13 protein-coding genes are annotated in these 14,148 nt (G+C 74.4%); 4 read left to right on the forward strand and 9 right to left on the reverse strand.

Annotated elements, in window-relative coordinates:
• Positions 1–136 precede the first annotated feature (136 nt).
• Entirely contained in the window at positions 137–910 is a 774-nt protein-coding gene (locus ABD976_RS22475) for a hypothetical protein (RefSeq protein WP_345366375.1), read from the forward strand.
• A 128-nt stretch (positions 911–1,038) separates the two neighbouring features.
• Here the strand turns inward: ABD976_RS22475 and ABD976_RS22480 are convergent, their stop codons facing one another.
• The 3 genes from ABD976_RS22480 to fabG all read right to left on the reverse strand — a co-directional run bounded on the left by ABD976_RS22480 (position 1,039) and on the right by fabG (position 3,811).
• Positions 1,039–2,061: a ferrochelatase gene (locus ABD976_RS22480; protein WP_345366377.1), complete on the reverse strand. Its 1,023-nt coding sequence runs from the start codon at positions 2,059–2,061 to the stop codon at positions 1,039–1,041.
• 182 nt (positions 2,062–2,243) lie between these two features.
• A complete protein-coding gene (fabI, locus tag ABD976_RS22485) occupies positions 2,244–3,011 on the reverse strand; it encodes an enoyl-ACP reductase FabI (RefSeq protein WP_345366379.1) in 768 nt (255 codons plus the stop codon).
• 95 nt (positions 3,012–3,106) lie between these two features.
• Entirely contained in the window at positions 3,107–3,811 is a 705-nt protein-coding gene (gene fabG / locus ABD976_RS22490) for a 3-oxoacyl-ACP reductase FabG (RefSeq protein WP_345366381.1), read from the reverse strand.
• Between the two features lie 184 nt (positions 3,812–3,995).
• Between fabG and ABD976_RS22495 the strand changes: the two genes are divergently transcribed.
• From ABD976_RS22495 to trxA, 3 genes are all read left to right on the forward strand, one after another.
• The gene (locus tag ABD976_RS22495) at positions 3,996–6,854 is read left to right on the forward strand and encodes an FAD-binding and (Fe-S)-binding domain-containing protein (RefSeq protein WP_345366383.1); all 2,859 of its coding nucleotides are present in this window, start codon (positions 3,996–3,998) and stop codon (positions 6,852–6,854) included.
• 79 nt (positions 6,855–6,933) lie between these two features.
• A complete protein-coding gene (locus ABD976_RS22500) occupies positions 6,934–7,455 on the forward strand; it encodes a DUF7144 family membrane protein (RefSeq protein ID WP_345366385.1) in 522 nt (173 codons plus the stop codon).
• A gap of 81 nt (positions 7,456–7,536) precedes the next feature.
• Positions 7,537–7,926, forward strand: a complete 390-nt coding sequence (gene trxA / locus ABD976_RS22505) for a thioredoxin (RefSeq protein WP_345366387.1) — start codon at positions 7,537–7,539, stop codon at positions 7,924–7,926.
• A gap of 37 nt (positions 7,927–7,963) precedes the next feature.
• Here the strand turns inward: trxA and ABD976_RS22510 are convergent, their stop codons facing one another.
• The 6 genes from ABD976_RS22510 to ABD976_RS22535 form a co-directional block, all read right to left on the reverse strand.
• Positions 7,964–8,947: a VWA domain-containing protein gene (locus ABD976_RS22510; protein WP_345366388.1), complete on the reverse strand. Its 984-nt coding sequence runs from the start codon at positions 8,945–8,947 to the stop codon at positions 7,964–7,966.
• The gene (locus ABD976_RS22515; protein WP_345366862.1) at positions 8,947–9,828 is read right to left on the reverse strand and encodes a DUF58 domain-containing protein; all 882 of its coding nucleotides are present in this window, start codon (positions 9,826–9,828) and stop codon (positions 8,947–8,949) included. The genes ABD976_RS22510 and ABD976_RS22515 overlap by 1 nt, the downstream gene beginning before the upstream one ends.
• An 83-nt stretch (positions 9,829–9,911) precedes the next feature.
• Positions 9,912–11,018 carry an AAA family ATPase gene (locus tag ABD976_RS22520; protein ID WP_345366390.1) on the reverse strand — a complete coding sequence of 369 codons (1,107 nt, stop codon included), beginning with the start codon at positions 11,016–11,018 and terminating at the stop codon, positions 9,912–9,914.
• 270 nt (positions 11,019–11,288) lie between these two features.
• Positions 11,289–11,882, reverse strand: a complete 594-nt coding sequence (mobA, locus tag ABD976_RS22525) for a molybdenum cofactor guanylyltransferase (protein ID WP_369774618.1) — start codon at positions 11,880–11,882, stop codon at positions 11,289–11,291.
• A gap of 26 nt (positions 11,883–11,908) precedes the next feature.
• Complete coding sequence (locus tag ABD976_RS22530) at positions 11,909–13,177, reverse strand: NlpC/P60 family protein (protein ID WP_345366392.1); 1,269 nt, start codon at positions 13,175–13,177, stop codon at positions 11,909–11,911.
• A 157-nt stretch (positions 13,178–13,334) separates the two neighbouring features.
• Positions 13,335–14,114: an SIR2 family NAD-dependent protein deacylase gene (locus ABD976_RS22535; RefSeq protein WP_345366866.1), complete on the reverse strand. Its 780-nt coding sequence runs from the start codon at positions 14,112–14,114 to the stop codon at positions 13,335–13,337.
• Positions 14,115–14,148: the final 34 nt, after the last annotated feature.

Raw genomic sequence — 14,148 nt, forward strand, 5'->3', positions numbered from 1 at the left:
GGGGCGCCACGGTAGTGCGCCCGCCCGACGGGCGCGGGCGCGACCCGCCGGGGGAGATCGCACCGCCCCTCCCCCCGGCGGCGCGGCCGGTGCCGCATCTCTACCCTTGGGCGACGTGCCCTGCGCAAGCGCAACGATGGTTGTCTGGACGTCCGCCTGGCTGCACGGCGCCGTCGCCGCCGACGACGTGCTCGATGCCCTCCAGCCGTGGGCCGAGTCGCACGAGGTGCGCGCCGCCGACGACGAGCTCGCCACCCGGCTGGACCTGCCCGGTCCCGAGGACGCCCCCGCCGGTCCCGCGATGCTGCTGGCGGCGCTGCGCCGCGCCGGTGCGGCCAGCGGTGAACTTGTCCTCCCGGTCCCGGGCGATGCCCGCGGTCTCGGCGGCGGCGGGGAGTTCGGGAAGCAGGCGATGCGCGCGGGCGAAGCCGCGGTGCTGCCGGAAGCGCGGATCGGTCTGGTCCCGCGGACCGCGGCCGAGGGGATCATCCGCTGGACCGCGTTCGACACCGGCGAGCTGCCCCCGGCCGAGCACGTGCCGATCGGCGAGGCCGAGCACGGCATGTCCTCGGCGATGCGGGAGGCGGCGACCGCGCTGATCGAGCTCGGCGTGGCCAAGCGCCGGCCCGGGGTGCGGGAGGAGATCGCCGAGACGGTCGCTTCGCAGCCGTCGGCGACGTGGCCGCCGGAGATCCCGCAGCGGGCGCTGCGGGTGCTGCAGCGCGCCACCGAGGTCGCCGCGATCCTGTGGGTGGCCACCGAGGACGCCCCCGGCGGCGCGCTGTCGGCCTCGGCGATGCGCGGCCGCACCCAGGCGCTGCGCCCGCTGTTCGACTCGGTGCGCACCGCCCGCCGGGCCGCGGTCGCGGAAATGGTCCGCGAGCTCGCCCAGCACGCCGACAACCACTGACCCGACACCCCGGCCACCGGCTTTCACCCGTTCGGGAGCTGAGTGAGGGGCACCCTTGTCCAAGTTACTTGGGCAAGGGTGCCCCTCACTCCGACTCCTTCACCCCTCCGGGGAGTGGTGCGCCGGGGTCAGCAGCAGCCCGGGGCGCAGGGTTCGCCGTTGGGGCTGCACCCGGCGGCGGGCAGCAGCGACAGCTTGCGCGGCGCCGCCTCGTCGAGGTGCTCGCTGACCAGCTCGGCGATCAGCTCCGGGTAGCGCGGGTCGGTGCCGACCGTCGCCGCCCGGGCGAAGCCCACGCCCAGCTCCTCGGCCTTCTCCTTCGCCTCGTTGTCGAGGTCCCAGATGACCTCGAGGTGGTCGGAGACGAAGCCGATCGGGCTCACCACCACCGCGGGGACGCCCTTGGCGTGCAGCGCCTCGATGTGGTCGACGATGTCGGGCTCCAGCCACGGCACCTCCGGCGGTCCCGACCGGGACTGCCACACCACGTCGTGGCCCTGCGCGCCGAGCTGCTCGGCGACCAGCCGCGCCGCTTCGGCGACCTGGCGGGAGTACCAGTGCGGGCGGCCGTCGGGACCGGGCTGCTCGTCGGCGCGCTCCGGGATCGAGTGCGCGGTGAACACCAGCCGCGCCTGCTCGCGCAGCTCCGCCGGGAGCTGTTCGGTCGCCCGCCGGATGGCGTCGGCGTTGGCCTCGACGAACAGCGGGTGGTCGAAGAACTGGCGCAGCTTGACCAGTTCCGGTGCGCCCTCCCCGACCGCGGCGCGCGCCCGGGCGATGTCCTCGTGGTACTGCTTGCACCCGGAGTAACCGCCCCACGCCGACGTGGCGAACACCAGCGCCCGCCGCACGCCGTCCTCGGCCATCCGCCCGACGGTGTCCTCGACCATCGGGTGCCAGTTGCGGTTGCCGAAGTAGAGCGGCAGTTCCCGCCCCTGCGCCGCGAGCTGCCGCTCCAGCTCGGCCATGATGTCCCGGTTCAACCGGTTGATCGGCGACACCCCGCCGAAGTGCAGGTAGTGCTCGGCCACCTCGTCCAACCGCTCCGGCGGGACCCCGCGGCCTCTGGTGACGTTCTCCAGGAACGGGCGGACTTCCTCCGGGCCTTCCGGCCCGCCGAACGACAAGTACAGCAGCGCGTCAAAGCTCACCCGTCCATGATGACGCTGCGCTACCGGATCCGCGCATCCGGGGCCCCACCGGCCACCGGCCGGGCCAGCCGACGCTCACCCGGGGTACCGACGCCCTCCCGACGAACAGCGGACCGCCGCGCCCCACCTGAGATCCGAGCTTGCGACCCGGTGGGGCGCGGCGGTCCGCGAGGGGACGACCCTCAGACGCCGAGCGCGTGCACGCCGCCGTCGACCATGACCATCGAACCGGTGGTCATGGGCAGCCAGTCCGACAGCACCGCGCACACCGAACGGGCCACCGGGGTCGGGTCGTTGACGTCCCAGCCCAGCGGCGCCCGGTCGCCCCAGCTCTCCTCCAGCTCGGAGAACCCGGGGATGGACTTGGCGGCCATCGTCCGCACCGGACCGGCCGAGACCAGGTTCACCCGCACCCCGCGCGGACCGAGTTCGCGGGCGAGGTAGCGCGACGTCGCCTCCAGGGCGGCCTTGGACACGCCCATCCAGTCGTAGGCCGGCCAGGCGACCCGGGCGTCGAAGTCCATGCCCACGATGGACCCGCCGCGGTCCATCAGCGGCAGCGTCGCGGTGGCCAGCGACTTCAGCGAGTAGGCGGAGACCTCCAGGGCCGAGGAGACGTCCTCCCACGGCGCGGCCAGGAAGTCGGCGCCCAAGCAGGACTGCGGGGCGAACGCGATGGAGTGCAGCACCCCGTCGAGGCCGTCGACGTGCTCGCGCACCCGGTCGGCCAGGCTGTCCAGGTGCTCGGTGCTGGTGACGTCGAGCTCGAGCACGGGGGCGGGCTTGGGCAGCCGCTCGGCGATCCGCTCCACGAGGCGCATTCGGCCGAACCCGGTCAGCACCACCTCGGCGCCCTGTTCCTGGGCCACCCTGGCGGTGTGGAACGCGATCGACGCGTCGGTGATCACCCCGGTGACCAGGATCCGCTTGCCTTCGAGCAATCCGCTCACGTGCTTCCTCCGCTGTGCGTGTGCAGGGCGCGTCGGCACCTGCGTTGCGATGTTTCCGGGCCGTCGCGGCCCGCGGACCGTCCGATGCGGACCGCTCAGTGGCCCATCCCGAGACCGCCGTCGACCGGGATGACCGCGCCGGTGATGTAGGCGGCCTCGTCGGAGGCCAGCCACCGCACGGTGCCCGCGACCTCCTCGGTGGCGGCGAACCGGGCCAGCGGGATCTGGCCGAGGATCTCCTGCTTGCGGTCCTCGGAGAGCTCGTCGGTCATGTCGGTGGTGACGAACCCGGGCGCCACCACGTTCGCGGTGATCGCGCGCGACCCGAGCTCGCGGGCGATGGAACGGGCCATGCCGACCAGCCCGGCCTTGCTCGCCGCGTAGTTGACCTGCCCGGCGCCCCCGGACAGTCCCACCACCGAGGAGATGAAGATCATCCGGCCGCGGCGCAGGCGCAGCATGCTGCTCGCCGCGCGCTTGGCGACCCGGTACGACCCGGTGAGGTTGGCCTCCAGCACCCGGCCGAACTGCTCCTCGCCCATCCGCAGCAGCAACCCGTCGTCGGTGATCCCCGCGTTGGCGACGAGCACCTCGACCCGTCCGTGCGCCGCCTCGACCTCGTCGAAGGCGGCGGCGACCTGCTCGGGATCGGTGACGTCGCAACGCACCCCGAGCAGCCCCTCCGGAGCTCCCGATCCGCGGTGGGTGACCGCGACCTTGTCGCCGGCGTCCTGGAACGCCTTGGCGATCGTCAGACCGATGCCCCGGTTGCCGCCGGTCACCAGTACGGACCGTGCCACTGTGGATCTCCTTCCGGATCGTCGGCGAGCCCTTCTCGCCAGCCGCGACAGTATCCGCTCCGCTGATCGACGCGCCCATCGCCTCCATACAGGAATCGACCCGCCGTGTCGTTGTTCCTCTACAGGGGAGCCGGGCGGCAGACTGCGCTAGGACGTGCCCCACACCGGTCGGAGCGTGGTTTCGATGACCCTCGGCAGCACCGCCCCCGCCCTCGCCGCCGAACTCCGCGCGGCGGTGTCCGGACCGGCCCGGTTCGACCCCGGCACCCGCGCCCTGTACGCCACCGACGCCTCGAACTACCGGCAGGTGCCCACCGGGGTGGTGTTCCCGCGCAGCACCGACGACGTGCTCGCCGCGGTGGACATCGCGGCCCGCCACGGCGTCGCGGTGACCAGCCGCGGCGCCGGGACCAGCATCGCGGGCAACGCCTGCGGCACCGGCCTGGTGCTGGACTTCGCCCGCCACCTCGACCGCGTGCTGGAGATCGACCCGGACCGGCGGACCGCGCGGGTGCAGCCGGGGGTGGTGCTCGACTCGCTGCGCGCCGCCGCCGGGGAGCACGGCCTGACCTTCGGTCCCGACCCGTCCACGCACAGCCGCTGCACCCTCGGCGGCATGATCGGCAACAACTCCTGCGGCACCCACTCGGTCGCCTGGGGCAAGACCGTCGACAACGTGCACTCGCTGGACGTGCTGCTCGCCGACGGCACCCGGTTGGAGGTCGGCGCCACCCCGGACCACGAGCTCGACGCCCGCTGCGCGCGGCAGGACCGGATCGGCGCGCTGCACCGGGAGCTGCGGGCGCTGCGCGACGACGTCGGCGACCTGGTCCGTACCTCGTTCCCCGACCTCACCCGCCGGGTCTCCGGCTACAACCTGGACCAGCTGCTGCCCGAGAACGGGTTCCACCTGGCCCGCGCGCTGGTCGGCACCGAGGGCGGGTGCGCGACGGTGCTCGGCGCCACCGTGCGGCTGGTCGAGGCGCCACCGGCCCGGGCCGTGGCGGTGCTGGGCTTCCCCGACACCTACGCCGCCGCCGACGAGGTGCCCCGGCTGCGGGGCCTGGACGTGCTGGCCATCGAGGGGCTCAGCGCCGAGCTCGTCGACGTGGTGCGGCGGCGCAACCCGCGCTCCCCCGCGCTGGCGCTGCTGCCCGGCGGGCGGAGCTGGCTGCTCGTCGAAACCGGCGGTCCGGACGCCGCCGCCGCGCGGCGCGCCGCCGAGCAGGTCGTCGGGGCGATGGGCCGGCGGGCCGAGAGCGCGGTGCACGTGGACCCGGCCCGCACCGGCGCGCTCTGGAAGATCCGCGAAGAGGGCTCGGGCTACTCCACGCGCATGGCCGGCTCCGAACGCTGGTCGGGCTGGGAGGACGCGGCGGTGCCGCCCGAGCGGCTCGGCGCCTACCTGCGGGAGTTCGACGCGCTGCTGGAGCGGTTCGGGCGCCGCGGCATCACCTACGGCCACTACGGCGACGGCTGCATCCACGTGCGCATCGACTTCGACCTGAGCGCGGCGGCGGGCGCCGCCGACTACCGGCGGTTCCTGGAAGCCGCCACCGACCTGGTCGTCTCGCACGGCGGCTCGGTCTCCGGCGAGCACGGTGACGGGCAGGCCCGCTCGGAGCTGCTGTCCCGGATGTACCCGCCCGAGGTGATCGCCGCGTTCGAGCGGTTCAAGGACGCCTTCGACCCGGCCGGGCTGCTCAACCCCGGCCAGATCGCCCGCCCCCGCCCGCTGGACGCGGACCTGCGGCTGCTGGTCGCACCGCCGCGCGTGGACGGGCGCACCGAACTGGCCCTGCACGCCGACGGCGGGGACCTCGCCGCCGCCACCCGCCGCTGCGTCGGCATGGGCAAGTGCCTGAACACCACAGGTGGGGTGATGTGCCCGAGCTACCGCGCCACGCGCGACGAGGAGCACTCCACCCGTGGTAGGGCGCACCTGCTGTTCGAGATGCTCGCCGGGGACGTCGTCGACCAGGGCTGGCGGTCCCCCGAGGTGCGCGACGCCCTCGACCTGTGCCTGTCCTGCAAGGGATGCAAGACCGACTGCCCGGTCGACGTCGACATGGCCACCTACAAGGCCGAATTCCTGCACCGGCACTACCGGCACCGGGTGCGGCCCGCCGCGCACTACTCGATGGGTTTCCTGCCGCTGTGGCTGGCCCTGGGCGCCCGGGCGCCGCGGCTGACCGGACGGCTGCTCTCCGGGCCGGCATCCGGACTGCTCAAGCGCCTCGGCGGGATCGACCCGCGGCGCGCGATCCCGCAGCCCGCGCCCCGGACACTACAGGCGTGGTGGTCCCGGCGGGCGCCGCGGCGCACCACCGGATCGCCCTCGGTGCTGCTGTTCCCGGACACCTTCACCAACCACTTCGACCCCGGCATCGGGCGCGACGCGGTCGCGGCCCTGGAAGCCCTCGGCCACTCGGTCACCCTCCCCCGCTCCCCCGTCTGCTGCGGGCTGACGTGGTACTCCACCGGCCAGCTCGGCACCGCCCGCACGGCGCTGACCCGCACCGCCCGCACCCTCGACCGGGGCCTGCCGGTGATCGGCCTCGAACCGAGCTGCACCGCCTTCCTGCGCACCGACGCGCTCGAACTGGCCCCCGACGATCCGGCGGTCACCGCGCTCGCCGCCGCCACCCGGACCTTCGCCGAGTGGGTCGAACCGGCGCTGCCGGAGCACCCGGCCCCGGAGGCCGAGCGCTCGGCGCTGGTGCAGATGCACTGCCACCAGTACAGCGACCTCGGGTTCGACGCCGACCGCGCGGCGCTGGCGGCCTCCGGCGTGCGGGCCGACGTGCTGGACTCCGGGTGCTGCGGGCTCGCGGGCAACTTCGGGTTCGAACGCGGCCACTACGAGGTGTCGATGGCCTGCGCCGAGCACGGCCTGCTGCCCGCGGTGCGCGCCGCCGGGCCCGGCACCGAGGTCGTCGCCGACGGGTTCAGCTGCCGCACCCAGCTGCACCAGGCCACCGGCACCCGGGCGGTGCACCTGGCCTCCCTGCTCGCCGAACGCCTGGGCGTGCGCGCGAACTGACCAGGACCTTCGCCTCCTCCGTTCCCCGCGCGCCCCGCGAGACCGTCGCACCAGGTCGAACCGAAGCCAGGGGGACAACATGACACGACCGGAATCCACACCCGGGCACGAGCAGACCGCCGCGGACACCGGCCGGACCGGGACCACCGAGCAGGGGGACCGCGGTACCCGGCGGGAGAGCCGCCAAGAGGAAGGGGCGTGGGCCATGTCGGCCCCGCAACGCGCGACGTCGATGTCGGGGTGGGCGGCGTTCGGCGGCTCGGTGCTGGTGCTGCTCGGCGCGTTCAACGTGATCAGCGCCCTCACCTCGTTCTTCCGCCCGGAGTACTACCTGCTCGGCGCCGACGAGCTGCTGATCTTCAACTTCACCACCTGGGGCTGGATCCTCGGCGTGCTCGGCGTCGTCCAGCTCGCGGCGGGAGCGGCGGCGATGTCCGGGCAGACCTGGGCGCGTGCCGTCGGCGTCGGGTTGGCGGCCGTGTGCGCGATCGGGCACGTGGCCTTCCTCGCCACCTTCCCGATCCTGTCGACGTTGATCATCGCCATGTCGATCCTGGTGATCTACGCCCTGATGGTGCCGCGCCGCCAGCCCGCCGGCTGACGGCGGCACCCGCGCCCGCCGGGAATGCCGAGCGCCCACCGCGGTGTTCCCGGCACGAACACCGTCGCAGGGAGGAGCCGCATGGCCACCGTCGAGCTGACCGCCGAGAACTTCGACGAGGTCGTGGCAGACAACTTCGTCGTCATCGACTTCTGGGCCGACTGGTGCGGCCCGTGCCGCCAGTTCGCGCCGGTCTTCGAGAGCAGCTCGGAGACCCACGAGGACATCGTGTTCGCCAAGGTCGACACCGAGGCCCAGCCGCGGCTGGCCGGGGCCTTCCAGGTGCAGTCGATCCCGACGCTGGCGATCATCCGGGACGGCGTGCTGGTGTTCCAGCAGGCCGGCGCCCCGCCGCAGCACGCCTTCGAGGACCTGATCCGGCAGGCCCGCGACCTCGACATGGACCAGGTGCGGGCCCAGGCCCAGGCCCAGGCCCAGGCCCAGGCCCAGACCCAGACCGACGGGAGCTGACCCGCGACCGCCGCCCGGCACGGCCTCCGGGCGGCGGTCAGGGCAGCCGTCTGCCGAAGAACATCGAGATCGCGGCCGCGACGATCGCGCTGAGCGTGCCGAGCACCAGCCACGGCTTGCTGGCGTCGGTGCGCTTGATCTCGTAGCCGATCTGCTCGCCGAGGGTGTCGTAGACCTCGCGGAGCTGCTCGGCGCTGGCGGCCTTGTGGAACTCGCCGCCGGAGAGCTCGGCGATCTCGCGCATCGCCTCGTCGTCGACCTCGACCCACTCCTGCTCGCCCTCGATCTCGATGCTGCCGTGGCGGGTGCCGAAGGAGATCGTCGAGATCGGGATGCCCGCGCGCTTGGCCTCCTCGGCCTTGGTGTACGCGCCGCGCGGCGCCTCGAGGTCGCGCGGGATGGTCTGGCCGCCGTCGGCCATCAGCACGATCCGCGCCGGCGGAGCCCCCGCCGGACCGCCGACCATCTTCCCGAAGGAGTCGATGGCCGACATGGCGGCGTTGATGCCGTCCCCGGTCGCGGTGGCCTCGGCCAGCTTCATGCCGTCGATGGCCTGCTTGACGCTGGCCCGGTCGGTCGTGGGCATCACCAGCACCGTGGCGGTGCCCGCGAACGACACCAGGCCCAGGTTGATGCCCGGGGTGAGCTCGTCGGCGAACTCCTTGGCCGCCGCCTTGGCCGCCTCCAGCCGGTTCGGCTCCACGTCCCGGGCCTTCATGGACAGCGACACGTCGATGGTGAGCATCACCGTCGCCCGGTTGCGCGGGATGCGCTGCTCCGCCGTCGGCCCGGACAGCGCGACCGTGAGCAGCAGCAGCGCCACCGCCAGCAGCGCGGGCGGCACGTGCTTCGACCAGCCCTGGCGCTTGGCGGCGACCCGGTCGAGCACCTCCATGTTGCTGAACCGCAACGCCTCCCGGCGCCGCCGCCGCAACGCCCACACGTAGCCCGCGACCAGCGCGGCGACCACGACGAGCAGCAGCAACCACCACGGCGAGGTGAACCCGCCCAGCACCGGCATCACACCCCACCTCCGGACCAACCGCGCTTGCGGGCGACCACGAAGCGCACGACGTCGGCGATCCAGTCCGAGTCGGTGCGCAGCACCAGGTGCGCGCACCCCGCCCGGCGCAGCGCGGTGGCCACCTCGTCGCGGTGCGCGGCGGCGGCCGCGGCGAACTCCTTGCGCAGCAACGCCGAGGTGTGCACCTCGCGCTGCTTGCCGGTCTCCGGATCGGACAGCACCACGGTTCCCACGTCGGGCAGTTCCACGTCGCGCGGGTCGAGCACCTCGATCGCCAGCAGCGAATGCCGCGTGCCGAGCCCCCGCAGCGCGCGCTGCCACCCGGTCGGACCGAGGAAGTCCGAGATCACCACGGCGAGCCCGCGGCGGCGCGGTGGACGGCGCATCGCCTCCAGCAGACCGCCGAGATCGCCCCGGGTGCCCTCCGCCGCGCGGGGCGTCCCGGCGACGCGCTTGAGCAGCGCCCGCGATCCCGCGCGACCGCCTTGCGCGGGCATCCGGACCGGCCCGGTGCCGTTGTCCACGACGGCACCGATCCGGTTGCCGCTACCGCTGGTCAGGTGCGCGACCGCGGCCAGCGCCGCGACGGCCAGCTCCCGCTTGTCGCAGGCCCCGGAACCGAAGTCCAGCGACGGGGACAGGTCCACCGCCGCCCAGGTCTCCAGCTCCCGGTCCGCGACGGTCTGCCGGATGTGCGGATCCCCGGTCCGGGCCGTGACGGCCCAGTCCATCCGGCGCACGTCGTCGCCGGGCTGGTAGCCGCGCGCCTCACCGGGCTCGGTACCCGGCCCGGGCACCAGGCCGAGGTGGTTGCCCTGGAGCAAGCCGTCGAGGCGACCGCGCACCGCCAGTTCCAGCGAGCGCAGCGCCACCTCCATGCGGCCGTGGTCCAGTGCGGGCGGGGCCCACGGGGGGCGTTCTTCGTCGGACGGGCGTGCTGCCTGCACCGCTGCTGCGCCCCTCACGCCTGCGGGTGGTGCGGCCCGGCGGGCTGGCCGTAGCCGACCGGCCCGGACGGCACCGGCGGCGGACCGGCCTGGGGCCGCGCCGACACCTGCGGCAGCGGCACGGTCTGCAGCACCCGGTTGACGATGTGGTCGACCGGGATGCCGTCGGCCAGCGCGTCGTAGGACAGCACCAACCGGTGCCGCAGCACGTCCGGGACCACGTCCACCACGTCCTGCGGGAGCACGTAGTCGCGGCCCCGGACCAGGGCCAGCGCGCGGGCGGCCGAGACCACGCCGAGGCTCGCGCGGGGCGAGGCGCCGTAGGAGACCCAACCCGCGATGTCGGACAGGCCGTGGTCGTTGGGCAGCCGGGTGGCCACCACCAGCCGGACCACGTAGTCCACCAACGCGTGGTGCACGAACACCGTCGAGGCGACCTGCTGCAACCGGATCAGCTCGTCCGGGTCGAGCACCGGGTTCGGCTCCGGGGTGCTCACGCCCATCCGGTAGATGATCTCGCGCTCCTCCTCCGCGGAGGGGTACTCGACGGGCAGCTTGAACAGGAAGCGGTCCCGCTGCGCCTCCGGCAGCGGATACACGCCCTCGTTCTCGATCGGGTTCTGGGTGGCCAGCACCAGGAACGGCGAAGGCATCGGGAAGCTCTGGCCGCCGATCGAGACGTGCCGCTCGGCCATCACCTCCAGCAGCGCGGACTGGACCTTGGCCGGGGCGCGGTTGATCTCGTCGGCCAGCACGAAGTTGGCCAGCACCGGACCGAGCTCGACGTCGAACCGCTCGCTGCCCTGCCGGTAGATGCGGGTGCCGAGGATGTCGGAGGGCACCAGGTCGGGGGTGAACTGCAACCGGGAGAACGAGCCCCCGACGACCCGGGCGAAGGTCTCCACGGCCAGCGTCTTGGCCACGCCGGGCACGCCTTCGAGCAGGATGTGGCCCTTGGACAGGAGGCCGACGAGCATCCGCTCGACCAGCCGGTCCTGCCCGACGATCACCCGCTTGACCTCGAAGACGGTGCGCTCCAGCAACTGCGCGTCCCGCGCCGGGGTGCTCACCTGGTCCGCGGGGCGGGGCAGCCCGCCCTCACCGCTGCCGGCGTCGGTCACGTCTGAGGCCTCCTGTTCAGCCGAGCGGGCAACCGGCACAGCCGGTGACGAGTTCCCCACGATCCTGGCACGGGCCGCCGACTTGGACGTGACGGGGCGACGGCCGCACGTCCCCACTTCACCGCACGGGTGGTGTGACCGCTGTGAAGCGAGGGACCAGGTGATTGTTTTCATTCGACACTGAAGTAATCGTGATTGCTAAACCGTCCGTCGCGACCGGTCGGCGGTCCGGGACCGCACAGGGTGCCGGGCAGGGTGCCGGGCAGGTCCTCAGCGGTCGCGGGCGCGCCGCAGATCGTCCGGGGTGTCCACGTCGGCGGACTCCCCCGCCACGTCGGGCACCAGCACCGGGGCGAGCCCGGCGACCGCCGAGCGCAGCGATCCGCCCGCGGGATCGGCGGGCATCGCGGCGCGCAGCGCGGCGGTCCGCCACACCCCGACGAGCCACTGCGGCCGGTCGCCGGGATCGACGAGCACCGCGCCGGACCGCTCCCCCACCGACCGGCGCAACCGGTCGACCGTCGCGGCGGTCACGTGCGGGTGATCGGCGGCGAGCACGGCCACGAACTCCGCGGTCCCGGGCACCCGCCGGAGCCCGGCGGCCAGCCCCGCCAGCGGTCCGCCGCCCGGCGGTTCCTCCCGGGTCCACAGCACCGGGGCGCCGGTCGCGCGCCGCGGACCGACCACGACGATCGGGGCGGAACCGGCGACCGCGCCGAGCGCCCGCTCCAGCAGCGTCGTCGCCCCCACCGGCAGCAGCACCTTGTCCACCCCGCCGAGCCGCCGGGCCCGCCCGCCGGCCAGCACCACGGCGGCCATCACCACGGCGGCCGGGGCCGGGTCGCGGGGATCGACGTCGGTCACGGCCGCGATCCTAGCCCGGCGGCGGATCAGAGCAGGCGCACCGCGTACGGCGCGATCCCGCCGTAGCGCACCGGGGCGACCCGCACGTGCGAGCCCGAGTACGGCGCCTCGACCATCTTCCCGCCACCGAGGTAGAGGGCGACGTGGTGGATGCGGCCACCGGTCTGCCAGAACAGCATGTCGCCGCGCTGCATCCGGGACAGCGGGACCTGCTCCCCGGACCGGTACTGGTACCCGCTGTAGTGCGCGAGCTCGATCCCGACCCCGGCGAAGGCGTAGATCATCAGCCCGGAGCAGTCGAAACCGGTCTTGCGGTAGTCGCCGTGGGCGTCGGCGACCCCGCCGTCGCGGATGCCCCGGGTCGGTCCGCCGGCGTTGCCACCGCCCCACGCGTAGGGCACCCCGACCTGGGACAGCGCGCGCTGGACGACGACCTCGACCGCGCTGCTGGACGGCGCCGAGGAACCCGAGGAATCGGTGGTGGACGGCGGCGCCGCCGGAGCGGGCGCCGCCTGCGCCGCGGCCCACTCCCGGTAGCGGTCGCGCTGCTGCTCCATCCCGCTGACCCGGCCCCGCACCGCGGCCAGGCGCGACTCGACGGCGCTCTTGTCGGCCCGCACCTGGCGGGCCCGCTCGACCTGGCTGTTGCGGGCGTCGATCGCGGCGCGTTCGGCGGCCACCGCCGCGGCGCGCGACCGCTCGGCGACCGCCGCCGCCGCTTCCGCCCGCTGCACCGCCTCGCGCGCCAGCGAATCCTTGTTGACCCGCTCGATGCGGGCCCGTTCCAGGTCGTCGAGCACGTCGAGCTGGTCGCGGCTGACGAGGTCGAGCAGCGTGGCGCGCTCCAGCACCTCGGCCGGTGAGCGGGAGCCGAAGAACGCGGTCACCGAACCGAGCCTGCTGCCCTGGCGGTAGCTGCCCGCGGCGATCTCGTCGAGGCGGGCCCGCTGCCGGTCGACCTCCGCGGCCGCGGCCGTCGCCTCGCGCGCCGCGGAGGTCGCCGCGTACCGGGCGTCGCGGTGCGCCCGCTCGGCGCGCTGCAGGTCGACCCGGGCCTTGTTCGCGTCCTCCATCGCCAGCGCGACCCGGGCGCGCAGGTCCATCAGCCGGGTCTCGGCGGCGGCGAGCTGGTGGGCGAGGCGCCCGACCTCCCCGGCGGCGCGTTCGGCGCGGGCCCGGCCCGCCTCGATCTCGGCGTCGCTCGGGTTGGGCGGCGCCGACGCGCCGGTGGCGGGTAGGGCGGCGCCCACCGCCGCGACGAGCGCGATCGTGGCCAGTGCGCGCTGAGGCCCCACGGGCCGTCACCCCCTGCTGGACTCCGCGCCGGCGCGGACCGGCGCGGGCGGAATCTGCCCGGACGGTTCGCACTCTGCGGCCAGGTCCCGGAGCTCGCCACTCGTCCCCCGGGGCACAGCGGCCAACATCAGCCACACGGGTCACGCGGGCGGGTCGTCACCGCCAGGTGCTGGGGTCCCCCCAGGTCCGCAGCGGGGCGGCGTGCTCGGCGGGCGGCACGGCGGCCAGCGCGGGCAGCACCTCGTCGAGCGGTCCGCGCAGCACCGCGTCGGCCAGCTCGTCGTAGGGGGTGGGTTCGGCGTTGCAGACGACCAGGCGGGCGCCCGCCTTCACGGCGAGCTCGGCGAAGGCCGCCGCGGGCTGCACCGTCAGGGAGGTGCCCGCGGCCAGGAACAGATCGCAGTCCAGGGCGGCGCGGCGGGCCGCGCGCAGCACGTCGGCGTCCAGGGCCTGGCCGAACGAGATCGTCGCCGACTTCTGGATACCGCCGCAGTGCGGGCACGGCGGGTCGGTCTCGCCCTCGGCGACCCGGCGCAGCACCGAGCGCATCGAACTGGCCGCCCCGCAGTCCAGGCACACCACCCGCAGCATCGACCCGTGCAGCTCCAGCACCTGGTCGCGGTCCAGCCCGCCGCGCTGGTGCAGCTCGTCGATGTTCTGGGTCAGCAGCGATCCGAGCCTGCCGGAGGCGGCGAGGTCGGCGAACGCGCGGTGCGCGGGGTTGGGCTCGGCCGCCCACACCGGGTGCTCGGCGCGGCTGCGCCACGCGTCCACCCGCACCTGCGGATCGGCGAGGTAGCTGTCGATGTCGCTGAGCCGCTGCGCCGTCGGGTCCTTGGTCCACACCCCGTTGGGCCCGCGGAAGTCGGGGATGCCGGAAGCCGTGGAGACCCCTGCCCCGGTCAACGCGGTGATCCGGCGCGCCGCGCCGACCAGTTCCCGGGTCCGCTCCCCCTCCGGACCGCTCAGG

The organism is Saccharopolyspora cebuensis, assembly GCF_039542665.1.
Taxonomy (GTDB): domain Bacteria; phylum Actinomycetota; class Actinomycetes; order Mycobacteriales; family Pseudonocardiaceae; genus Saccharopolyspora; species Saccharopolyspora cebuensis.